17 protein-coding genes are annotated in these 21,923 nt (G+C 73.4%); 14 read left to right on the top strand and 3 right to left on the bottom strand.

All coding sequences use genetic code 11. The features are described from left to right. Positions 1-79 precede the first annotated feature (79 nt). The 6 genes from ABZU25_RS06015 to ABZU25_RS05990 all read left to right on the top strand — a co-directional run bounded on the left by ABZU25_RS06015 (position 80) and on the right by ABZU25_RS05990 (position 9,357). Positions 80-1,120, top strand: a complete 1,041-nt coding sequence (locus ABZU25_RS06015; protein ID WP_355028199.1) for an aldo/keto reductase — start codon at positions 80-82, stop codon at positions 1,118-1,120. Then, positions 1,117-2,487, top strand: coding sequence for an FAD-binding oxidoreductase (locus ABZU25_RS06010; protein ID WP_355028198.1), 1,371 nt, complete (start codon positions 1,117-1,119; stop codon positions 2,485-2,487). The genes ABZU25_RS06015 and ABZU25_RS06010 overlap by 4 nt, the downstream gene beginning before the upstream one ends. A 30-nt stretch (positions 2,488-2,517) precedes the next feature. After that, positions 2,518-4,476 carry an anthranilate synthase family protein gene (locus tag ABZU25_RS06005; protein ID WP_355028197.1) on the top strand — a complete coding sequence of 653 codons (1,959 nt, stop codon included), beginning with the start codon at positions 2,518-2,520 and terminating at the stop codon, positions 4,474-4,476. Then, positions 4,473-5,156: a DsbA family protein gene (locus ABZU25_RS06000; protein WP_355028196.1), complete on the top strand. Its 684-nt coding sequence runs from the start codon at positions 4,473-4,475 to the stop codon at positions 5,154-5,156. Before ABZU25_RS06005 ends, ABZU25_RS06000 begins: the two co-directional genes overlap by 4 nt. A 267-nt stretch (positions 5,157-5,423) precedes the next feature. Next, positions 5,424-8,138 (top strand): AAA family ATPase, encoded by a 2,715-nt coding sequence (locus ABZU25_RS05995; RefSeq protein WP_355028195.1) that lies wholly within the window; start codon positions 5,424-5,426, stop codon positions 8,136-8,138. Positions 8,139-8,208: 70 nt separating this feature from the next. Then, positions 8,209-9,357, top strand: a complete 1,149-nt coding sequence (locus ABZU25_RS05990; RefSeq protein ID WP_355028194.1) for a 3-deoxy-7-phosphoheptulonate synthase — start codon at positions 8,209-8,211, stop codon at positions 9,355-9,357. Positions 9,358-9,420: 63 nt separating this feature from the next. On the opposite strand, the gene ABZU25_RS05985 is transcribed toward ABZU25_RS05990, so the two are convergent. The 3 genes from ABZU25_RS05985 to ABZU25_RS05975 are packed head-to-tail and all read right to left on the bottom strand — an operon-like array spanning position 9,421 to position 13,252. Then, entirely contained in the window at positions 9,421-11,109 is a 1,689-nt protein-coding gene (locus tag ABZU25_RS05985; RefSeq protein WP_355028193.1) for a non-oxidative hydroxyarylic acid decarboxylases subunit C, read from the bottom strand. A gap of 26 nt (positions 11,110-11,135) precedes the next feature. Continuing rightward, the gene (locus ABZU25_RS05980) at positions 11,136-11,735 is read right to left on the bottom strand and encodes a UbiX family flavin prenyltransferase (protein ID WP_355028192.1); all 600 of its coding nucleotides are present in this window, start codon (positions 11,733-11,735) and stop codon (positions 11,136-11,138) included. Next, positions 11,732-13,252 carry an FAD-binding oxidoreductase gene (locus ABZU25_RS05975; RefSeq protein ID WP_355028191.1) on the bottom strand — a complete coding sequence of 507 codons (1,521 nt, stop codon included), beginning with the start codon at positions 13,250-13,252 and terminating at the stop codon, positions 11,732-11,734. Before ABZU25_RS05975 ends, ABZU25_RS05980 begins: the two co-directional genes overlap by 4 nt. Positions 13,253-13,383: 131 nt before the next feature. Between ABZU25_RS05975 and ABZU25_RS05970 the strand changes: the two genes are divergently transcribed. The 8 genes from ABZU25_RS05970 to ABZU25_RS05935 all read left to right on the top strand — a co-directional run bounded on the left by ABZU25_RS05970 (position 13,384) and on the right by ABZU25_RS05935 (position 21,910). Further along, a complete protein-coding gene (locus tag ABZU25_RS05970; protein ID WP_355028190.1) occupies positions 13,384-14,973 on the top strand; it encodes an FAD-dependent monooxygenase in 1,590 nt (529 codons plus the stop codon). A gap of 119 nt (positions 14,974-15,092) precedes the next feature. After that, positions 15,093-16,325, top strand: a complete 1,233-nt coding sequence (locus tag ABZU25_RS05965; RefSeq protein WP_355028189.1) for an aspartate kinase — start codon at positions 15,093-15,095, stop codon at positions 16,323-16,325. A gap of 58 nt (positions 16,326-16,383) precedes the next feature. Then, complete coding sequence (locus tag ABZU25_RS05960; RefSeq protein WP_355028188.1) at positions 16,384-17,211, top strand: 2-amino-3,7-dideoxy-D-threo-hept-6-ulosonate synthase; 828 nt, start codon at positions 16,384-16,386, stop codon at positions 17,209-17,211. Between the two features lie 25 nt (positions 17,212-17,236). Then, positions 17,237-18,337: a 3-dehydroquinate synthase II gene (locus ABZU25_RS05955; RefSeq protein ID WP_355028187.1), complete on the top strand. Its 1,101-nt coding sequence runs from the start codon at positions 17,237-17,239 to the stop codon at positions 18,335-18,337. Next, entirely contained in the window at positions 18,334-19,179 is an 846-nt protein-coding gene (locus tag ABZU25_RS05950) for an amidohydrolase family protein (RefSeq protein WP_355028186.1), read from the top strand. Before ABZU25_RS05955 ends, ABZU25_RS05950 begins: the two co-directional genes overlap by 4 nt. Then, a complete protein-coding gene (locus ABZU25_RS05945; protein WP_355028185.1) occupies positions 19,142-20,440 on the top strand; it encodes an AMP-binding protein in 1,299 nt (432 codons plus the stop codon). The genes ABZU25_RS05950 and ABZU25_RS05945 overlap by 38 nt, the downstream gene beginning before the upstream one ends. A gap of 12 nt (positions 20,441-20,452) precedes the next feature. Continuing rightward, entirely contained in the window at positions 20,453-21,229 is a 777-nt protein-coding gene (locus tag ABZU25_RS05940; RefSeq protein ID WP_355028184.1) for a 2,3-dihydro-2,3-dihydroxybenzoate dehydrogenase, read from the top strand. Positions 21,230-21,262: 33 nt separating this feature from the next. Continuing rightward, a complete protein-coding gene (locus ABZU25_RS05935) occupies positions 21,263-21,910 on the top strand; it encodes an isochorismatase family protein (RefSeq protein WP_355028183.1) in 648 nt (215 codons plus the stop codon). Positions 21,911-21,923: the final 13 nt, after the last annotated feature.

Raw genomic sequence — 21,923 nt, 5'->3', positions numbered from 1 at the left:
GGCGGCCCGGTCATGGCGCGATCACGCCACGGGTTCACGTGATGTGCCCATCGCGGCGACGCTGCCAAGGTCGGGCGTCATGGAGCTACGAAACCTGGGACGCACCGGAATGAAGGTGAGCCCGCTCTGCCTGGGCACGATGATGTTCGGCGCCTGGGGGGAGTGCGGCTACGACGAGTCCGCTCCGGTGATCTCCGCAGCCCTGGACGCGGGGATCAACTTCGTGGACACGGCCGACGTGTACTCGTGGGGCGGGTGCGAGGAGATCGTCGGGCGGGCTCTGGAGAAGCGGCGTGACGAGGTCATCCTCGCCTCGAAGGTGCACTATCCGATGCACCCCTCCGGGAACGCGCCGAACCGGTCGGGCAACTCGCGCCGCTGGATCATGCGGGCCGTCGAGGACAGCCTGCGCCGGTTGCGCACCGACTATCTGGACATCTATCAGGTGCACCGGCCGGATCCGGACACCGACCTGGAGGAAACCCTGCAGGCCATGTCGGATCTGGTCCGATCCGGAAAGGTCCGCGTCGTCGGCACCTCCACCTTCCCGGCGGACCACCTGGTGGAGGCACAGTGGATCGCCGAGCGCCACGGCTTGGTGCGGCCCCGGACCGAGCAGCCGCCGTACTCGATCCTCAACCGGTCCGCCGAGGCCGCGGTCCTGCCCGCCTGCGCGAGGTACGGCATCGGTGTGATGACCTGGAGCCCGCTCAGCGAGGGCTGGCTGACCGGCCGCTACCAGGGTGACATCGACCTGACCGCGGGACGGCAGCGCGCCCACCGTACGCAGTTCGACCCGGTGTTGGCCGGCAACATCCGCAAGCGGGAGGCGGTGGAGCAGCTCACCAAGCTGGCCGCGGAGGTCGGTTGCTCGCTGACGCACCTGGCGCTCGCGTTCGCCCGCAACCACCCGGCAGTCACCTCGGTGATCATCGGACCGCGCCGGGTCGACCAGCTCGAGGACCTGCTGGCCGGCGCGGACCTGCGTCTGGAGGACGCGGTGCTGGACCGGATCGACGAGATCGTCGCGCCGGGCACGATGCTGAACCACGCGGACTCGCACTACCTGCCGCCGGCGCTTACCGACCCCGCGCTGCGCCGGCGCGGTGCCGCGGCATGACCGCCGCCGGGACGACGACGATCCGGTCACTGCGTGACCACCTGCACGGGGTGCTGCACCTGCCCGGCGATCCCGGGTACGACCGGACCCGGCTGCCGTGGCGGCGCAACGTGGATCCCCGGCCGCTGGCGGTCGCCGAGGCGGCCGACGTCACCGACGTGCGCCGGATCCTGTCCGCGGCCCGGGAGCTGGACGTGCCGCTGGCGGTGCAGGCGACCGGGCACGGCGCGCTCACCCCGGCCGACGGCGGGCTGATCCTGAGCACCGCCCGGCTGCGTGGGGTCGAGGTGGACCCGGTCCGGCGGACGGTACGGGCCGGCGGGGGAGCGGTCTGGGGTGACGTGGTGGCGGCTGCGGCCGAGCACGGCCTGGCGCCGCTCTCCGGCTCGTCCGGCGAGGTGGGCGTCGCCGGCTACACCCTGGGCGGCGGCCTCGGCTGGCTGTCGCGGCGGTATGGGTACGCCGCGAACAGCCTGCTGCGCGCCGAGGTGGTCACCGCTGACGGAGCGCACGTGGTCGCCGGGCCGGACGACGACGCGCGCCTGTGGTGGGCGCTGCGCGGCGGCGGCGGCAACTTCGGTGTGGTCACCGAGCTCGAGCTGGCGCTGTTCCCGGTGACCGAGGTGTTTGGCGGGGTGGTGTTCTTCCCCGGTGAGCGGGCCGCGGACCTGCTGCGGGCCTACGGGGAGTTCGCCGCGTCCGAGCCGGACGCGCTGACCACCGTCTGCATCCTGCTGCGCCTGCCGCCCGTGCCCGAGGTCCCGGAGCCGCTGCGCGACCGGGTCGTGCTCGCGGTGCGCGCGGTGTACGTCGGCCCGGCGGAGGACGGCGCCCGGGCGCTGGCGCCGTTGCTGGCCACGGGCGGGACGCCGCTGCTCGGCGGGTTCGGCCCGATGCCGTTCGCGCACACCCCTCGGCTGAACGATCCGCAGCCGGGCGCGCAGGTCAGCGAGGAGCACACCGACCTGTTCCGCACTGTCGAGGACGGCCTCATCGACGTGCTGCTCGACGAGGTAGCCGCCGGGGAGGCGGTCCGTGTCATCGAGCTGCGGCACTGGGGTGGCGCGCTGGCCGTACGCCCGGAGTCGGGTGGCCCGGCCGGTCCGGACGACGCCGAGTTCTCGCTGATCGCGATCGCGCCCGAGCTGGACGAGGAGAGTCTGCCCGGTGCGCGGGCGCAGATGCGGCGGCTGGCGGGGCGGCTGCGGCCGTACGCCACCGGTGGGGTGTTCCTGAACTTCCTCAGCGATCCGGGCCGGACCGCGGCGGCGTACACGCCGGCCGACCACGCCCGGCTGCGCGACCTGAAGCGGGTCTACGACCCGGAGAACGTGTTCCGGCAGAACCATCACATCCCGGCGGCGTGAGCTGCTGTCCGCACTGAGGGGAGGTCTTCGATGGGGGACTGGTACGAGAGGGTGACCGGGCCTGATCCGGCACCGTTCGCGTTGCTGGCCCGCCCGGACGCTGGCGGACCTGACGTCGAGCTGCTGGAGGGCCGGATCCGGCTGACCGACACCCTGGCCGGGCTGCCGCTGCCGGCGGACGGCCCGCCGGGCGCGCACGAGGTGCTGGCGTTGCTGCCGTACCGGCAGCTCACCGAGCGGGGCTTCGCCTGCGTCGACGACGGCGAGCCGATCCGGGCGCTGATCGTGGACCGGCACCGGCGGCTGCCGCTGCCGGAGGTGCTGCGCCGGCTGCCCGCGGAGCCGGTCGCGTGGACCGAGGCCGGCTTCGACGTCGACGACGAGCGTTACGGGGAGATGGTGGCGAGTGTGATCGCGGAGGAGATCGGGTCCGGCGCCGGCTCGAACTTCGTGATCCGGCGCGACTTCCGGGCCAGCGTCGAGGGGGGTCCGGTTCCGGCCGCGCTGGCCCTGTTCGCGCGGCTGCTGCGTGCCGAGGCGGGCGCGTACTGGACGTTCCTGGTGCACTGTGGCGATCGGACACTGGTCGGCGCGACCCCGGAGCGGCACGTCAGCCTTGATGCGGGCCGGATCGCGATGACGCCGATCAGCGGCACGTACCGCTATCAGGCCGGCGGCGCGGAGGTGTCCGGGCTGCTCGGCTTCCTCGCCGACACGAAGGAGACCGACGAGCTGTACATGGTGGTGGACGAGGAGCTGAAGATGATGGCCCGGCTGTGCCCGGACGGCGGCCGGGTGGTCGGCCCGTTCCTGCGCGAGATGGCCCACCTCGCGCACACCGAGTACCGGATCGAGGGGGAGGGGCCGGAGGACGTGCGGCGGATCCTGCGGGAGACGATGTTCGCGCCGACGGTCACCGGCAGCCCGCTGGAGAACGCCTGCCGGGTCATCGCCGCCCGGGAGCCCGGCGGGCGCGGCTACTACGCCGGGGTGGCCGCGCTGATCGGACGGGACGATGCGGGGCGGCACCGGATGGACTCGGCGATCCTGATCCGTACCGCCGACGTGGACCGGGCCGGCGGGGTGCGGATCGGGGTGGGAGCCACGCTCGTGCGGCACTCGGATCCGGCGGCGGAGGCCGCGGAGACCCGGGCGAAGGTGTCCGGCCTGCTGGGCGCGGCCACGCCTGGCGCGGGCGCGGGTGTCGGGCAGGGTGGGCGGGGCGCGGCACGCCCCGGTCTGGCCGAGGATTCCCGGGTACGGGCCAGCCTGCGCGCCCGTAACAGCGGGCTGAGCGACTTCTGGTTCGCGGGGCCGTCCCGCCGGGAGCTGTCGCGCCCGGCGCTGACCGGGATGCCGACGCTGGTGGTCGACGCCGAGGATTCGTTCACGGCGATGCTGGCGAGGCAGTTGCGGTCGCTGGGTCTGCGGGTCCGGGTCCGGCCCGCCGAGCGGGTCGACGACGACGTGCTGCGGGAGTCGGCGTTCGTGGTGCTCGGGCCGGGTCCCGGCGACCCGCGCGACAGCGGCGACCCCCGGATCGTGTGGATGCGTCACCTGGCCCGGCGGGTCTTCGACTCCGGCCGGCCGTTCCTGGCGGTCTGCCTGAGCCATCAGCTCGTCGCCGGGATCCTGGGCCTGCCGCTCGCCCGCGGGCAGAGGCCGGACCAGGGCCGGCGCCGCACTGTGGACCTGTTCGGGCGGGACCGCCGGGTCGGTTTCTACAACACGTTCGCGGCGTACGCCGACGCCGACCTGCTGCCCGGCGTCACCCGGCGAGGTGCGGTCCTGGTCAGCCGGGACGCCGGCACCGGCCGGGTGCACGCGCTGCGCGGCCAGGGTTTCACGTCGTTGCAGTTCCATCCGGAGTCGCTGCTGACCGAGGACGGGCCGGACATCCTCGCCGAGTCCGTGGAGTGGGCGATCAGCCGTGCGGCGGTCCGTCCCGGCGTGCCGGCGGCCGCCCGGAACGTGGAGGTGACTCGGTGACGGCGACCGTGACGGTCTGGTCGGACGTGCACTGCCCGTGGGCGCTGGTGGCCGTGCACCGGCTGCGGGCCGCGCGGGCGGCCGGCGGCCTGGACGTGGTTCTCGACCAGCGCGCCTGGCCGCTGGAGCTGATCAACAAGGGCGGCATCCCGCGGCACATCGTGCAGCCGGAGATGGCGGTGCTGTCCAATCACGAGCCGGACCTGTTCGGGGTGTACGACGCGCCGTCGTACCCGTCGACGTCGATGCCGGCGTTCGAGCTGGTCGCGGCGGCGCGCCGGGCCGGTGGCCCGGCGGTCGCGGAGGAGGTGGACTACCAGGTACGGCTGGCGTTCTTCCGGGACTCGGTCGACATCAGTGTGCGGTCCGGGCTGGAGCGGGTGCTCGACGCGGCGGCACTGGCGCTTTCGGCGGTGGACCCGGCGAAGATCTTCGAGGTGTGGGAGTCCGAGCCGGTGCGTGCCGACGTGCTGGCCGACTACCGGCGCAGCAGGGACCTGCCGATCCAGGGCAGCCCGCAGATTTTCTGGCCGGACCGGACGACGACACACAACCCTGGAATGACTGATCACGAGTGGCTGCGGGGCATTCCCCGGCTGCGATCGGCCGACCCCGGCGCCGCTGGGCGGCTGCTCACCGCGAATGTGACTCGCGTCACTTCCGAGCAGCTCGGCCCCTGAATGCCCACGTCGGCGCCGGCCCGCCCACCAGCGGCGGAGCCGGCGCTTCGGCATGTCCCCACTCGGTGAGCAGCAGTTTCTCTGGGTAGTCGCGCAGTCACAACATTCGTCTAATGTTCCCTGTGGGACAGCGGAGGCCGTCGCTATACGTCGATTAGCATCGATGAGCCGGGCAATGCCGCGCGTGCTCGCCAGCGGCCCGTCGTGCTGCCCGTGAACGTCTCACAACCGTGATCGGATCTGCAAACGGGGGCAGCTGTGGATCGAGTGTTGGTAGGCCGTGACCATGAACTGTCCATCGTCCGCGCGGCCACAGCCGCCGTGGCCGCCGGCGAGAGCCGGTGCCTGATCGTCGAAGGGGCCGCCGGTTCCGGCAAGAGCGCGATGGTGGCCGCCGCCGCCCGCGCCGGCCGCGCGGACGGTCTGGTCGTCGCAGCCGGCGAGATCACCGTCGCAGACCAGGTAGCGCCGCTCGGTGGCCTGCTCACCGCCCTGCGCTCCGGCATTCCCGACCTCGGCATCGACCACCTGATGGCCGCCGACCCGACCCGGCTCAACTTCGTGGAGCGGCTGCGCGACCGGCTCGCCGACCTTGCCCGGCAGCGGCCCGTCATGATCGTCCTGGACGACGTGCACCGCGCCGGCGACCTCACCGCGCTCGCGCTGCGCCTGCTCGTCCCGTCCCTCGCCAGCAGCCCGGTCCTGTGGCTGCTCACCCGGCGCTCCCGGCGCGGCGGGACCGGGGTGAGCGAGCTGCTGGCCGACCTCGGCCGCACCGGGGCGGAGACGCTGACGCTCGGTCCGCTCGACGATGACGCGGCAATCACCATCTGCGTCGCCCTGCTGGGCGGGCGGCCGGACGCCGCGTTGCGCCGGGCGGTGCTGCGCTGCGAGGGCGATCCCGCGTTGCTCTCCGGTCACCTCAGCGCGGTACGCGAGGTCGCGGCGGTCGAGGTCCGCGACGGCGTCGCCGCGCTGACCGACGCGGTGCTGCCCCGGCCCTTCCTGGACGCGGTCGAGCGGCAGCTCGCGGCGCTGCCCGCGGAGACCCGCCGGCTCATCGAGGCCGCGTCGATCCTGCCGCGACCGTGCACGGCGTACGAGCTCGCGGCCATCCAGGGCCGCAACGTGACCGAGCTGCTGCCGGCCGTCACCTCCGTGCTGGACGAGGAGATCCTGGTCGAGGTCGGCGCGGCGCTGTCGTTCCGGCACGAGCTGTTCCGCGAGGCGGTGCACGAGAGGCTGCCCGGGCCGGCGCGCGTGGTCCTGCACCGGGAGGCCGCCACCGTCCTCAAGCACGCCCCGCCGGTCACCGCCGAGGAACTGGCCGGGCACATCCTGGAGGGCGGCTGGTCCGGCGAGGAACTCAGCTGTCGCCTGCTCGACCTGATCACCGCCGACGAGCAGGAGGCGCCGCACGAGTTCGTCACCCGAATCTTCCGGCGGCTCATGGTCCGCGGCCAGTACAGCGAGGCCCGCCGGATCGTGGACCGCACCTCCACCCTGCGACTGGACGCGTACCGGCGCGGCGGGCTGCTGTTGGAGCTCGCCGAGGCGGTGACGCACGCCGGCCTCGACATCGACCTGAACAACTCGATCATGGTGGCGCGCAACGCCGGCCAGGTGACCGAGCCGACGCTGGCCCGGTTGCTCGCCGCGCAGGCGCACGCCCTGCTGCAGGCGCACAACTTCGTGGCGGCCGAGAGCGCCGCGACCGAGGCGATCGAGGTGGCCGACCGGCACGGCGAGCGGGCCGCGCACGCTGTCGCCTCCGTGGCACGGGCCGTGATGGCCAGCGCCGACGGCGAACTCGACAACGCGGTTCGCCACGCCCGCGAGGCGGTCGCCGCACTTGACGGGATCGACCCGCAGCAGCACCCGCACCGACCGCAACTCTGGCTGGCCCGCACGCTGATCGCGGTGGACCGAATGGCCGAGGCGGAGGAGGTGCTCGACGCTGGCCAACGCGCCGACCGGCTGCGGTCGGGCGCCTGGTCCGGCCCCCTGTGGCAGTACAATCGAGCGCTGCTGCGGATGGCGCTCGGTCAGCTCACCCAGGCCCGCGCCGAGGCGGAGGAGGTGGTGGCCGCCGCCCGGCCGCTCACCATGGCGCACGTACGCCCGCTGGCACTGCTCGGCCACCTGGCGATGCTCTGCAACGACATGCCCGCGGCCCGCCTGCACCTGCGGCGCGCCGCCGAGCTCGCGCCCGACCAGGGCTGTGGCGCGCTCGAGCTGTCCTGGCGCACCGCGCTGATGTACGACTCGGACGACCAGCCCCGGGCGGCCGTCGCCGCGCTGGAGATGATGTACCGGGTGCTGCCCGAACGGCCGCTGTTCCTGGCCGAGGAGCCGCAGGCGGCGGCCGCGCTGGTCCGCATCGCGCGGCGTGCCGACGAGCCGGACAAGGCCGCCGCGGCGGCCGCGGTGGCGAGGGGGCTCGTCAGCCGCAACCGGCCGCACCGGGCGATCGTGGCGGGCGCGCGGCACGCCGAGGCGCTGGTCCGCGGTGACACCCGGATGCTGCGCTCGGCCGTCGAGGAATACTCAGCGACCTCCCGCCCGCTGGCCCGGGCCGCCGCGGTCGAGGACACGGCCACGGCCGAGGGCGCCCGCGGCAACTCCGCCGCGGCGGTGCCGCTGCTGCGCGAGGCGTACGACGAGTACACCGCGGCGGGCGCCAAGCGCGACGCCGCCCGGGTGAAGCTGATGCTGGACCGGTACCGGTCGACGTCCGGGCCGGCGGCGCCCGTCGCGCCGGCCGTGCCGGGCTGGGCCGACCTGACCGAGTCGGAGCTGCGCGTGGTGACGCTGGTGGCCGAAGGGCTGACCAACCGGGAGGTGGCGGCGCGGCTCTTCCTCTCCCCGCACACCGTCGACAGCCACCTGCGCAGCAGCTTCGCGAAGTTGGGCGTGTGCAGCCGGGTGCAGCTCACCCGCCTGGCGATGCTGCACAGCGCGCGGCATCCCGAGAAGACGTGATGCGGGGCGCGGCCGGGGAGCGGCAGGCTGACACCGACGGCCCCTCTCCGGCTGCGCGAAGGGAATTCTCGTGTATGACCTGATGGCGCGGCCCGCGCCGCACCAGCCACAGTGGAATGACGATCCCGACTATCCCACGGTGCGCCGCGCGCTCGCCGCCGCGCCGCCGCTGGTCTCCACTGCCGAACTGTGGACGCTGCGCGCCCGGTTGGCCCGGGTGGCCGCCGGCCACGACGTGGTGTTGCAGGCCGGCGACTGTGTGGAGACGTTCTCCGACTGCACGCCACCGGCGGTCGCCGCCAAGCTCGCCACCCTCGACGACCTGGGCGCCCGGCTGTCCCGGCGCACCGGTGCGCCGGTGGTGCGGGTGGGCCGGCTGGGCGGCCAGTTCGCCAAGCCGCGGTCCCGGCCGGCCGAGCCGTACAACGGCCGGGATCTGCCGACCTTCCGCGGTCCGATGATCAACTCGACGCTGGCGACCGAGGCCGCCCGACGTCCCGACCCCCGGCGGATGCTGCGGGCGTACGCGGCCGCCGGCACGGTGACGGCGCTGGTGGGCGCGCACCGTGACACCCCCGGCGGGCCGTGGACCAGCCACGAGGCGCTCGTGCTCGACTACGAGGAGAGCCTGGCGCGCACCGACCCGGAGACCGGTGCGGCGTACCTGGCCTCCACGCACCTGCCGTGGATCGGCGAGCGCACCCGGCACCCGGACGGCGCCCACGTGGCCCTGCTCGCCGCGGTCGCCAACCCGGTGGCCTGCAAGGTCGGTCCGTCCGCGGCGGTCGAGGACGTGCTGCGGGTGTGCGACCTGCTGGACCCGGACCGGGTGCCGGGCCGGCTGGTGCTGATCGCCCGGATGGGCCGCCGCCACATCGGCGCGGTGCTTCCCGGCCTGGTCAACGCGGTACGCCGCGCCGGGCATCCGGTGGTGTGGCTCAGCGACCCGATGCACGGCAACACCGTACGGACCAGCACCGGCCTGAAGACCCGGCTGCTCGCCGACATGGTCGCCGAGGCGACCGCCTTCCGGGACATCCTGCTGCGCGAGGGCGTCCACCCCGGTGGCCTGCACCTGGAGGTGGCCGCCGGAGACGTCACCGAGTGCGTCGGCGGGCCGGTGCCGGACGAGGCCGGGCTGCGGCTGCGCTACACCAGCCTCTGCGACCCGCGGCTCAACCCCCGCCAGGCCGGCGCGCTGATCGACGCGTGGTGCTGACGGACGCCAGATCGACAGCGGGGCCCGGCGCTCGACAGCGCCGGGCCCCGCGGTGTCTCGCGCTCAGTCGCGCCGCAGCGGTGGCAGGGGCGGCAGGACGGGCGCCTGGTCGATCTTCTCGGCCGACCAGCGCAGCGACTCCGGGAAGGCGTCCGGGCGGGTACGGTGCTCCGGCTCGGTGGTGCGCCAGCCGTACCAGCAGCGGGTGCACATCTGCACGTCCCAGGCGCCCGGCACCGACGACGACGCCACGTCCAGCGGCTCGCTCGTGCCGCAGCGCGGGCACTCGGCCGACCGCCTGGCGGGACGCTCCGGCCGTACCTCCGCATCGCCGGAGGCGTCCCCGTCTCGCAGGCGGCGGGCCCACCGCCCGACCTCCGGCGAGTCCCGGACCGGGTGCCCGTGCCGGCCCCGGGCGTCCGGCGCGACCGGCGTTGTCGCGTCGATCAGCAACTTGTTGCTGATGCCCGGCGGGTCGGCGCCCGGATCCAGCGGCAGGATCGACATGGCCGGGACGTTGACCACGTCGTCCGGGCCGTTCACCTTCGTCGACAGCGCCCACATCACCTGCGGCAGGTCGAACGGGTCCACCTCGGCGTCCACGACGATGACCACCTTGCAGTAGCCGAGCCCGTGCGCGGTGGTCATGGCCCGCAGGCCGACCGCCTTGGCGAAGCCGCCGTAGCGGGCGGCGGTGGAGACGATCACCAACAGGCCGTGCGTGTACATCGCGTTGACCGCCCGGACCTCGGGGAAGTCGGCGCGCAGCGCGGCCAGCAGGGGTACGCAGGTGGCCGGCCCCATCAGGTAGTCGATCTCGGTCCACGGCATGCCCAGGTGCAGGTGCTCGAAGACCGGCTGGCTGCGGTACGAGATCCGGTCGATGCGCACCACCGCCATCCGCCGCCCGCCGGAGTAGTGCCCGGTGAACTCACCGAACGGGCCCTCAATTTCCCGGACCCGCCCCTCGATCACGCCTTCCAGCAGCACCTCGGTGCCCCACGGCACGTCCAGCCCGGTGAGCGGGGCGGTGGCGACCGGCGCTGGCGACCCGCGAAGCGCGCCGGCCATCTCGTACTCGGAGTCGTCGTAGCGCATCGGCGTCGCGGCCACTATCGACGTGATCGGGTCGGTGCCGACCGCGATCGCCACCGGCAGGTCCGCGCCGCGCTCCTCGGCGTGCCGCAGGTGCCCGGCGATGTCGTGGATCGAGCCCGGCTGCATGCCCAGCCGGTTGCGGCCCTTGACCTGCAGGCGGTAGATGCCGACGTTCTGCTTCCCGAAGTGCTCCGGGTCGGCCGGGTCGCGGCTGACCACCGCGGCCTTGTCGAGGTAGAAGCCGCCGTCGGCGTCGTTGAGCCGGAACAGCGGCAGCACCTGGAACAGGTTCACGTCGTCACCGGTCAGGGTGTTCTCCAGGAACGGCGGGTCGGCGCGGCGCTCGACCGGCACCGGGAAGTCGGCCCACCGGCGGGCGAACTCGGTGACCTGGTCGCGGGCCGAGGTGTCCGGCGGTAGGCCCATGGCGATGGCGTGGTTGGCCCACGAGCCGTGCACGTTCATCGCCACCCGGGCGTCGGTGAAGCCGCGCAGCCGGTCGAAGTGCAGCGCGGGCGCCCGGTCGCCCATCCGCGCGGCAGCGGTGGCGGCCGCTGTCAAATCCACGTCCGGGTCCACTTCTTCGCCGACGTGCAGCAACTGCCCGTGCTTGGCCAGGGCGTCCAGGAAGGTACGCAGGTCGTCGTGGGCCACGGGTCTCCTCCAGAGGTCGGGACGGTTCAACGGTCGGCCCGCGCTGCGACCATGCCGTTCCAGCGCGGCGCGGGCACGGACAGCCCGACCTGGTCGAGCACCCGGGCCACCAGGTGGTCGACCAGGTCGTCCAGGGTTCGCGGGTGGGTGTAGAACGACACCACGGGCGGGACGATGCTGACGCCCATCCGGGCCAGCGCCAGCAGGTTCTCCAGGTGGATCTCGCTGAGCGGGGCCTCGCGTGCCACCAGCACGAGTCGGCGGCGCTCCTTGAGCACGACGTCCGCCGCGCGGCCGAGCAAACCGTCACCGACACCGGCGCGGATGCCCCCGGCGGTGCGCATGCTGCACGGGATGACGATCATGCCATCGGTACGGAAGGAGCCGCTCGCGATCGGCGCACCGATGTCGTCCGGCTTGTGGACCACGTCGGCGAGCGCCGCCACCTCCGCGCCGGTACGCCCGGTCTCCAGCTCGACCGTGGCCCGCGCCCAGCGGCTCATCACCAGGTGGGTCTGCACGTCGGGTAGCCGGCGCAGCGTCTCCAGCAGCCGGACGCCGAGGATCGCCCCGGTGGCGCCGGTCATCCCCACGATCAGCCGGCGGGGCTCCACCGGCGCGCTCATCGGCCGATCGCGTGCGGGTGGTCGAAGAAGCGCTGCGGGTCGTAGCGGTGCTTGACCCGGGTCAGCCGACCGTAGTTGCCGCCGTAGTACGCCGACCGCCAGTCCCGCAGCTCCGGGTCGGTGTAGTTCTGGTACGCCTCACCGGAGGCCCACGGCCGCATCGCCCGCCAGGCCCGCCGCGCCCACTCGTCGACAGCGGCCTTCTGCCCGTCGCTCGCCGTGGTCGGCACCTGCGCCAGGTACTGCAACAGGAACCGCTGCCGGCGGTGCACGAAGGCGGTGTGCCCCGGCGACGGCCGGTTGTACGCGCCGCCGAACGCGTGGAACTCCAGGCCGCGCAGCTCACCGGCCGGCTGGTCGGCGACGATCGCGGCGAGCAACCGTTCGATGCCCTCGCGCGGCAGCGAGCGGGCGAAGAAATCGGACTTGGTCAGCGCGTGCTCCAGCCGCGCCAGCCGGCCGTCCGGCGTCTGACCGGGCGCGTGGCACTGCGACACCGACAGCTCCGAGCAGCCCGCCCAGTACAGCACCGAGTCCAGGTAGGGCACCCTGCGGATGTCGGAGACCGTGGGGGAGTGGCCGACCCGGGCGGAGAATTGGCCCAGCACCGCGTCCAGGTCGTTGTGCGCGCCGGCCCACTGGCCGAACGCGAAGACCTGCGGCTCGGCCGACGGGTCGAAGGTGCGCACGAACAGCCCGGCGCTGAGCTCGTCCGGGGTCTCCGGCGCCCACTCCTGCCAGGCCGCGACCACGTCGGCCGCGGCCGACCAGGGGAAGAAGATCTGGAACACGGTGGGCTCGTGGGCGGCGTACGGCACGAAGTCGAACTCGGTGACGATGCCGAAGCTGCCGGCGCCGCCGCCGCGCAGCGCCCAGAACAGGTCGGGGTGGTGGTGCTCGTCGCAGGTGAGCAGCCGGCCGTCGGCGAGGACCAGACGCACTGCGGAGAGGCGGTCGGAGGTCAGGCCGTAGCGGCGGCCGGCCATGCCGAAGCCGCCCCCCAGAGTCAGGCCGGAGACCCCGACCGTCGGGCACATCCCGCCGGTGATGGTCACCTGCCGGCGCAGCAGATCCTGCTGGAAGTCCACGATCTTGGTGCCGGCCTGGATCCGGGCGATCCCACCGGTCACCCGGGTCTGGTGGAGCGAGGACGTGTCGACCACCAGGCCGGTGCCGGTGGAGTAGCCGCCGAAGCTGTGCCCGCCGGAGCGGGCGACGGTGCGCACACGGTGGCGCCGGGCGAACCGGACGGCCTCGGCGACGTCCTCGGCGCCGGCCGGGCGCAGCACCGCGGCGGGCCGGATCGTGTCGTAGCGGGCGAGGTAGGTGCCGTACGCGGCCTCGTACCCCGGCTCGCCGGGCAGCAGCAGGTCGCCGTCGATGCCGTCGCGCAGTGCCGACCACCGCGGTCCGTGGCGAGGGGCGCTGCCCGCGGCCGCCGAGGCCGCGGGCGCCCCGGTCGCGGTGGCCGCGGCGGCCAGTCCGCCGAGCGCGAGGAACTTCCTGCGGTCGATCATCCGTGCCTCCTGAGCAAGGTCCATATCGGACGGGTCCGGCGGTCCGCGGTCAAGCTACCGCCGCGCGGTGGCCGGGCGAATCACGAGAACACGTGATGAGCGGAGGGGTCCCCAATGGCGAGGGTGAAGGCATGCAGACCTCGCAGGAGAACGTGGACGTGCTGGTGGTGGGCGCGGGGCCGGTCGGCACCACGCTCGCGTTGGAGCTGGCCCGGCAGGGCGTCGGCTGCCGTCTGATCGACAGGCATCGGCAGCCCTCGCCGCATCCGAAGATGGACTACCTCAACGCGCGCAGCATGGAGCTGCTGCGCCGGCTGGACGTGGTCGACGAGATCCGCCGCCGTGGCATCGGGGCCGAACACTCGTTCAACTTCCTCTGGGCCCGGTCGCTGGCCGAGGCCCCGCTGGCCGAGTGGAGTTCCGCCTCGGTCGCCGAGGTGGAGCGGCGGATCGCCACTGTCAACGACGGCACCAGCCCGCTCGAGCCGTATCAGCGGCTGCCCGGCAACGTGCTGGAGGAGATCCTGCGCGAGCGCGCCGCGGTGACCGAAGGCGTGGACCTGCGGCTGGGCACCGAGTTCGTCGAGCTGATCAGCAACACTCCGGACGGTGTGGTGGCCCTGGTCCGCGACAGCGCCACCGGTGCCGATCAGCGGATCGCCGCCCGGCACCTGGTCGCCTGTGACGGCGCGGGCAGCGCGGTACGGGCGGCGGCCGGCATCCGCGCTGTGGAGTCCGGTCCGGTCGGCGAGTTCCGCGACGTCTACTTCCGCAGCGGCGACCCGGCGCTGCGCAAACACGGCCGGTTCTTCCTGATGGTGCTGGCCAGCGGGATCACCCTGGTCTCCCGCGACGAGCACCAGGTGTGGACCGGGTTCTTCCCGCTCTTCGACGAGAGCGAGGCAGAGATGGACCCGGCCGAGCTGATGTGCCAGCGGCTCGGCACCCAGATCGCCGTGGACGAGGTGCTCAACGTGGCCCGCTGGCGGGGCGCGATGGCGGTGGCCGAGGCGTACCGCAGCGGTTCGGTGTTCCTTGCCGGCGACGCGGCGCACCAGTTCTATCCGACCGGTGGGCACGGCGCGAACACCGGCCTCGGTGACGCCGTCGACCTGGCGTGGAAGCTGGCCGCGGCGGTCCGCGGCTGGGCCGGGTCCGGGCTGCTGGACAGCTACCACGCCGAGCGCCGGCCGGTGGCGCTGTTCAACCGGGAGATGTGCTTCAACCTGCTGGAGGTGTGGCAGCGGTTCCCGCAGCTGGCGGCGGACGGCGCGTCCCGCGAGCACCTGGCCGGGTACCTGGAGCAGGACGCCTACCAGGTGGAGAACACCGGCATCCACCTCGACTACCGCTATCTCGACTCGCCGATCACGTGGGCCGAGCCCGGCGACCCGCCGCCGTGGCGCTGGAAGGCGATCACGCCCTCCACCCGGCCCGGCCACCGGGTGCCGAGCGTGCTGCTCGACGACGGCGGCGCGCTCTTCGACCGGTTCGGCACCGGCTTCACGCTTGTCGACTTCAGCGGTGCGGGCGACGGTGTCGTCGCGGCCGCCGCGCGGCGCGGCATGCCGGTCGAGCACCTGCGCCTTCACGACCCGGCCGCCCGCGCGGTCTGGGGACACGACCTGGTGCTGGTCCGGCCCGACCAGCACGCGGCCTGGCGGGGCACCGCCGCCCCGCAGGACTGGGGTGTGGTGCTCGACCGGGTTCGCGGCCGGTGATGGCGTGACCACGCGGTCACGCCATCACGGTCCGGTCACGTGAGTTCGGGATGCCCGTACGGCCGGTGCGCGACGACGCTGGTGCACACACGAAACCACAATGGGTGAGGGAGGCGGCAGTGCCCACCACAGTGCACAAGTACGGCGGCAGCTCGCTCGCGGACATGGCCGCGCTCGAGCGGGTGGCCGCCAACGTCGCCCGTGGCCACCGCTCCGGCGAACGCACAGTGGTCGTGGTGTCGGCGCGCGGCAACACCACCGACGATCTGCTGCGGCTGGCCGGGCGCATCCACGCCGGTGCCCCCGCCCGCGAGCTGGACCAGCTGCTGGCGACCGGGGAGAACCAGTCCGCGGCCCTGCTGGCGATGGTCCTGCACCGGCTCGGCGTGCCGGCGGTGTCGTTCACCGGGCCGCAGGCCGGGATCCGCGCCGAGGGCGTGCACGGCGCCGGCCTGGTGGCCGACGTCGACCCCGCGCCGTTGCACCGCCGCCTCGCCGCGGGTGAGGTGGCCGTCGTTGCCGGCTTCCAGGGCTTGGGCGCCGACGGCGACGTGCGCACCCTCGGGCGCGGCGGCTCGGACACCACCGCGGTGGCGCTGGCCGCGGCGCTGGCGGCCGAGCGTTGCGACATCTACACCGACGTGTCCGGCGTGCTGACCGCCGACCCGCGGGTCGTTCCACAGGCCCGGGTGCTGGCGCGCGTCGATCCGGCCGTGATGGCGGAGATGGCCTTCGCCGGCGCCCGCGTCCTGCACTCGCGTGCCGTCGAGCTCGCCGCCGTGCGAGCGGTCCGGGTCCGGGTGCTCAGTTCCCTGCGGCCCGGCGGGGGGACCGTCATTCCAGAAAGGTCGGATCCGCACATGCTCGAGACCAGCAGCACCGTGACCGCGATCGCCCACGATGCCGACGTCGCCCGGGTGCTCGTCGAGACCCCGAGCAGTCATCCGGACCCAGCGACCGAGGTCCTGGCCGTACTCGCCGAGCACGCGGTGCCGGTCGATCTGGTCGCCCGGTCCGGGCCACAGGAGGAGGAGTTCCGGATCGGCTTCACCGTCCGCAGCAGCGAGCTCGGCCGCCTGACCGGGCCGCTGCGTGACACCGTGGCGGCACTCGGCGGACAGGTCCGGGTCGACGACAACGTCGGCAAGGTGTCGGTGATCGGAATGGGCCTGCTGAACCGGCCCGAGTACACCGCCCGGATGCTCGCCGCGCTGCGCGGCGCCGGCATACCCACCAGCTGGATCTCGATCTCCCAGCTCCGCACCTCGGCGGTGATCCCCCGGGACCGGCTGACCGAGGCGGTCGGCCTGCTGCACGCCGCGTTCGGTCTGGCCGAGCTGGTCCCCGCCTGATTCCCGCCTGACCCGGTGGCCGTGCGCGGCTGCCACGACGAAGGGACCCGAGAACGACATGCCGCCGATCAACAACTCGTTCGCCCGCAGCGTTCGGCTGCGGCGGCTCTACCGGCACGCTGACGAGCGGCTGCTCGTCATCCCGATGGACCATTCGGTCACCGATGGCTCGATCAGCGGCGGTGAGCGGCTGAACCGTACGGTCGCGGCGCTGTCCGGCGCCGGCGCCGACGCCGTGGTGCTGCACAAGGGCGCGCTGCGCTACGTCGACGGCGCGGCCTTCGCCGACATGTCGCTGATCGTGCACCTGAGCGCCGGCACCACCCGCGCGCCGGACCCGGACCTGAAGTACCTGGTCACCAGCGTGGAGGAAGCGGTCCGGCTGGGCGCGGACGCGGTCAGCGTGCACGTGAACCTGGGCGCGGACGCCGAATCCCGGCAGATCATCGACCTGGCCGAGGTGGCCCGGGCCTGCGACGCGTGGAACGTGCCGCTGCTGGCCATGATGTACCCGCGCGGTCCTCGGATCAGCGACCCGCGTGACCCGGAGCTGATCGCGCACGCGGTCGCGCTCGCCGTGGACCTGGGCGCCGACATTGTCAAGACGGTCGCACCGGTCACCGCCGCCGAGCTGCGCGACGTGACCCGCGGCTGCCCGGTGCCGGTGATCGTGGCCGGCGGCCCGCTGCGGGAGTCCGCCGCCGAACTCGCCGCCTTCACCGAGCAGGTGCTGGCCGGCGGCGCGGCCGGGGTGGCGATGGGCCGCAACATCTTCCTGCACGACGACCCCGGTGCGGCAGCCCGCCAGGTCTGCCAGATCGTGCACCGTCCCGTCCTCGCTGTGCCGGCCGGTGCGGCCGGGCAGTTCGAACCGTCCGTCGCTTGAGCGCCTACCAGGCAAGGAGATCGTCATGAAGCTGTGCTGGCTGGATGTCCGGGAGAGTGGCCCGGCCCGGGACGCGATCGTGGAGGAGGCGGTGCACCAGCGCGTCGACGCGATCGTCGCCGCCGACCCGGCCGAGCTGGAGGGACTGCCGCCGACCGTCCGCAAGGTGCTGTTCCCCGGCGGTGGGGACCTGCCCGCGGACCTGGGCACCGTCGACCTGGTCGTGGTGGACGGCGATCGGGGCCGGGTGGCAGCGCTCGCACAGGAGCACCCTGACGTGGAGTTCGGCCGCTTCGTCGAGGTGGTCGACGCCGACACCCTCGAGGAGGCCTGCACCGCGGCGCGCACCGAGCGGTGGACCGTGCTGCTGTTCCGCGACCCGACCAAGATCCCGCTGGAGATCGTGCTGGCGGCCGCGGCTCAGAGCACCGGCAACATCATCACTGTCGCACAGGACGTCACCGAGGCGGAGATCATCTTCGGTGTGCTGGAGCACGGCTCGGAGGGCGTGATGCTCGCGCCGAGCGCCGTCGGCGAAGCCACCGCGCTCAAGACCGCAGCCGACGACCGTCCACCCGCGCTCGACCTGGTTGAGCTGAAGGTCACCGGGATCGCGCACGTCGGCATGGGCGAGCGGGCCTGCGTGGACACCTGCACATACTTCCGGCAGGACGAGGGCATCCTGGTCGGCTCGCACTCCAAGGGCATGGTGCTCTGCGTCAGCGAGACGCACCCGCTGCCGTACATGCCGACCCGGCCGTTCCGGGTCAACGCGGGCGCGATCATGTCGTACACGCTCGCCTCCGGGGAGCGTACGCAGTACCTGAGCGAGCTGCGGGCCGGAAGCAAGGTGCTGGCCGTCGACGTGAAGGGGCAGACCCGGGTGGCGACGGTCGGGCGGGTGAAGATCGAGAAGCGACCGCTGCTGTCGGTCGACGCGGTGGCGCCCGACGGCACCGAGGTCAACCTGATCCTGCAGGACGACTGGCACGTGCGGGTGCTCGGCCCGGGCGGGACGGTGCTCAACAGCACCGAGCTGCGTGAGGGCGATCGGCTACTGGGCTACCTGCCCACCGAGGACCGGCACGTCGGCTACCCCATCGACGAGTTCTGCCGGGAACAGTGAGCCTGCCGGGAACGGCGCGGCGGTCCCACGGCCCGGTCTGCGACTTCCATGCGCGGTTCCCGCCGCGGCCGGACATGCTCCGGCGGCTGCTCTCCACGATGGACGAGTGCGGCCTGGACCGGGTCGTGGTCTGCGCGGGCGGGACGCTCTCCCTCGACCAACTGTCCCGGCAGCTGATCGAGGGCGGGCACGTGGAAACCGACGCCGACAACGAGGCGGTGCTGCGGGCGGCGGACGCCGCCGACGGCCGGTTGGTGCCGTTCTACTTCGCCAACCCGCACGCGCCGGCCACCCGCTACCGGGCCGTCGCGGACCAGTACGCCGGCCTGGAGATCTCACCCGCTGTGCACGGCGTGCCGCTTGGCGACGAGCGCAACCTGCGCCTGCTCGCGATAGCGGCCGAGGCCGGACATCCGGTGTACGTGGTCTGCCTGGAACGCTCCGGCGCCCGGGTGACCGACCTGGTCGAGCTGGCCCGGCGCTTTCCCGGTCTGCCCCTGGTGCTCGGGCACAGCGGCGTCGGCAACATCGACTACTACGCGGTCGACCTGATCGCGCCGTACCCGTCCATCGCGCTGGAGACCTCCGGCGGTTACAGCAGCGTTGTGCGCCGCGCCCTGGACCGGCTCGGCCCCGGCCGGGTGCTGTTCGGCACCGAGTTTCCGTTGCAGGACCCGCGCGTCGAGCTTGCCAAGTACGCGGCCCTGGACCTGCCACCGGCGCAGTGGGCGCAGGTGGCCTGGGACAACGCCGACCGGCTGCTCGGCGGACACCCTCGTTGGCAACAGTGGAGGAGAGACGACAATGACCGCAGCACTGACCCGGCGGCCACGGCTGGGTGACTGGCGCAGCCACGAGGAGCTGGCCGCGTCCCGGCGCGCCCGCCTGCCCGAGGTGCTGAGCCAGGCCGCCCGCACGCCGTTCTACCAGCGCCGGCTCACCGAGGGCGCCACGCTGGAGGACCTGGCGCTGACGACCAAGCAGGACCTTCGCGACAACTATCCGTACGGGCTGCTGGCCGTCCCGAAGGAGGAGCTGGCGACCTACCACGAGTCCAGCGGAACGGCCGGCCGGCCGACCGCGTCGTACTACACCGCCGACGACTGGCACGACCTCAGTGAGCGGTACGCCCGCAAGTGGGTGGGCATCACGGCCTCGGACACGTTCCTGGTGCGCACCCCGTACGCCCTGATGATCACCGGTCATCTGGCGCACGCGGCGGCCCGGCTGCACGGCGCGACAGTGGTGCCCGGCGACAACCGCTCGCTGGCGATGCCGTACTCCCGGGTGGTGCGGGTGCTGCACGACCTGGGAGTGACGCTGACCTGGTCGATGCCGACCGAAACGTTGCTGTGGGCGGCCGCCGCGCGGGCGCAGGGCCACGAGCCGGGCCGCGACTTCCCGAACCTGCGCGCCCTGTTCGTCGGCGGGGAGCCGCTGAGCCCGGCCCGGCGGCGGCGGATCGCCGAGCTGTGGGGCGTGCCGGTGGTGGAGGAGTACGGGTCGACCGAGACCGGCAGCCTCGCCGGCGAGTGCGAGCACGGCCGGATGCACCTGTGGGCCGACCGCGCCGTCTTCGAGGTGTACGACCCGGCCACCGGCCGTCTCGGTGCCGAGGGCAGCGGACAACTCGTTGTCACGCCGCTGTACCGGGAGGCCATGCCACTGCTGCGCTACAACCTGGAGGACGCGGTCGAGGTGTCCTACGACGACTGCCCGTGCGGCTGGGTGCTGCCCACCGTCCGGGTGCTGGGACGCTCCGCCTTCGGCTACCCGGTCGCGGGGCGCGCCGTCACCCAGGCCGTGCTGGAGGACCTGGTCTTCCAGCTGCCGGCCGGCGACGAGGTGCTGTTCTGGCGAGCCCGCGCCCACGCCGACCTGCTGCGGGTGGAGATCGAGGTGCCGGACGCGCGACGTGAGCCGGCGACGCGCGCGCTGCGTGCCGCGATTGACGAGGCGCTGCGGGTGCCGTGCGAGGTGACCGGGGTGGCGCCGGGCACGCTCGTGCCGCGGACCGTGCTGACCGGCGTGCACGACGTGGTGAAGCCGCGCAGCCTGTTCGGCGCGGACGAGGACTGGGACAAGGCGCTGCTCTACTACTGAGGAGGAACACCCATGTCCGTCATGTCGAGCGATGACCGGGTCGTATTGGTCACCGGGGCAGCGCAGGGGATCGGGGCGGCGGTGGCCCGGATGATGGCCGCCGACGGCGCGTTGGTGGCGGCGGTCGACGTCGACGCTGGCGGGCTGGCCGCGACGGTCGCGGCGCTGCCCGGCGCGGCCCAGGCCTACCCGGCCGACGTGCGCGACAGCGCGGCGGTGGAGGCGCTGGTCAAGCAGGTCGAGGAGGATCTGGGTCCGGTACGGGTGCTTGTCAACGTGGCCGGGGTGCTGCGGACCGGGCCGGTGACCGAGCTCAGCGACCAGGACTGGAACGCCGTGTTCGCGGTCAACACCGACGGCGTCTTCCACTGCTGCCGGGCGGTGGCCCGGCGAATGGTGCGGCGCCGGTCCGGCACGATCGTCACGGTCAGCTCGAACGTGACAGGGGTGCCGCGGACCAGCATGGCCGCCTACGCCGCGTCGAAGGCGGCGAGCTCGCTGTTCACCAAGTGCCTGGGGCTGGAACTGGCCGAGTTCGGGATCCGCTGCAACGTGGTCTCGCCCGGCTCCACCGACACGCCGATGCAGCGGGCGTTCTGGACCGGCGCCAGCGGCCCGGAGTTCAGCATCCGGGGCTCCCTGGAGGCGTACCGCGTCGGCATCCCGCTGGGCCGGATCGGCACCCCGGAGGACGTCGCGGCGGCGGTCCGCTTCCTCGCGTCGCCGGAGGCCGGGCACATCACCATGCAGGAGCTCTTCGTCGACGGAGGCGCCGCGCTCGTCGCGTGAGCGCGGGCCGGCTCGCAGGAGGAGGACAGTCAGGTGGGTATCCCGCCGATCGTGCCGTACCCGATGCCGGGGGAGAGCGATCTGCCGCCGGCCGCAGTGCCGTGGCAGCTCGATCCGGCCCGCGCGGCGTTGCTGGTGCACGACATGCAGCGCTATTTCGTCGGTTTCTTCCCGGACGCGTCGCCGCGCCGCGAGCTGGTGCACAACGTGTCCCGGCTGCTCGGCTGGGCGCGCGCAGAGAGGGTGCCGGTCGCGTACACGGCGCAGCCAGGAGCGATGAGCCCGGCCGAGCGAGGGCTGCTGCGTGACTTCTGGGGGCCGGGGATGAGCGCCGACCGGGACAGCCGGGAGATCGTCGCGGAGCTGGCGCCGGAACCGGGGGACGAGGTGTTCACCAAGTGGCGGTACAGCGCGTTCGCCCGCACGTCCCTGGGGTCCTGGCTCGGCCGTAACGGATGCACCCAGCTGGTGGTCTGCGGGGTGTACGCCCACGTGGGCGTGCTGATGACCGCGGTGGACGCGTTCTCCGCCGACGTGCAGCCGTTCCTGGTGGGAGACGCGGTCGCCGACTTCACCGAGCGGGATCACCACGAGGCGTTGCGGTACGCCGCGCGCCGGTGCGCGAGGACCGTGACCACCAACACCGTGCTGGCGCGGCGGCGGATGCCGGCGCCGGCGTAGGAACGAGGATCGC

The sequence above is a fragment of the Micromonospora sp. NPDC005215 genome, assembly GCF_040607915.1.
GTDB lineage: Bacteria > Actinomycetota > Actinomycetes > Mycobacteriales > Micromonosporaceae > Micromonospora.
The sequence above is the reverse complement of the archived record's forward strand: the minus strand, read 5'-3'. Positions and strand labels throughout refer to the sequence as shown.

What these genes read in the sequence shown, in the direction of transcription:
- ABZU25_RS06015 (WP_355028199.1), top strand. Translation starts at nt 80, where the DNA reads ATGGAGCTACGAAACCTGGGACGCACCGGAATGAAGGTGAGCCCGCTC.
- ABZU25_RS06010 (WP_355028198.1), top strand. Translation starts at nt 1,117, where the DNA reads ATGACCGCCGCCGGGACGACGACGATCCGGTCACTGCGTGACCACCTG.
- ABZU25_RS06005 (WP_355028197.1), top strand. Translation starts at nt 2,518, where the DNA reads ATGGGGGACTGGTACGAGAGGGTGACCGGGCCTGATCCGGCACCGTTC.
- ABZU25_RS05980 (WP_355028192.1), bottom strand. Translation starts at nt 11,735, where the DNA reads ATGAGCGCGCCGGTGGAGCCCCGCCGGCTGATCGTGGGGATGACCGGC.
- ABZU25_RS05975 (WP_355028191.1), bottom strand. Translation starts at nt 13,252, where the DNA reads ATGATCGACCGCAGGAAGTTCCTCGCGCTCGGCGGACTGGCCGCCGCG.
- ABZU25_RS05970 (WP_355028190.1), top strand. Translation starts at nt 13,384, where the DNA reads ATGCAGACCTCGCAGGAGAACGTGGACGTGCTGGTGGTGGGCGCGGGG.
- ABZU25_RS05960 (WP_355028188.1), top strand. Translation starts at nt 16,384, where the DNA reads ATGCCGCCGATCAACAACTCGTTCGCCCGCAGCGTTCGGCTGCGGCGG.
- ABZU25_RS05955 (WP_355028187.1), top strand. Translation starts at nt 17,237, where the DNA reads ATGAAGCTGTGCTGGCTGGATGTCCGGGAGAGTGGCCCGGCCCGGGAC.
- ABZU25_RS05945 (WP_355028185.1), top strand. Translation starts at nt 19,142, where the DNA reads ATGACCGCAGCACTGACCCGGCGGCCACGGCTGGGTGACTGGCGCAGC.
- ABZU25_RS05940 (WP_355028184.1), top strand. Translation starts at nt 20,453, where the DNA reads ATGTCCGTCATGTCGAGCGATGACCGGGTCGTATTGGTCACCGGGGCA.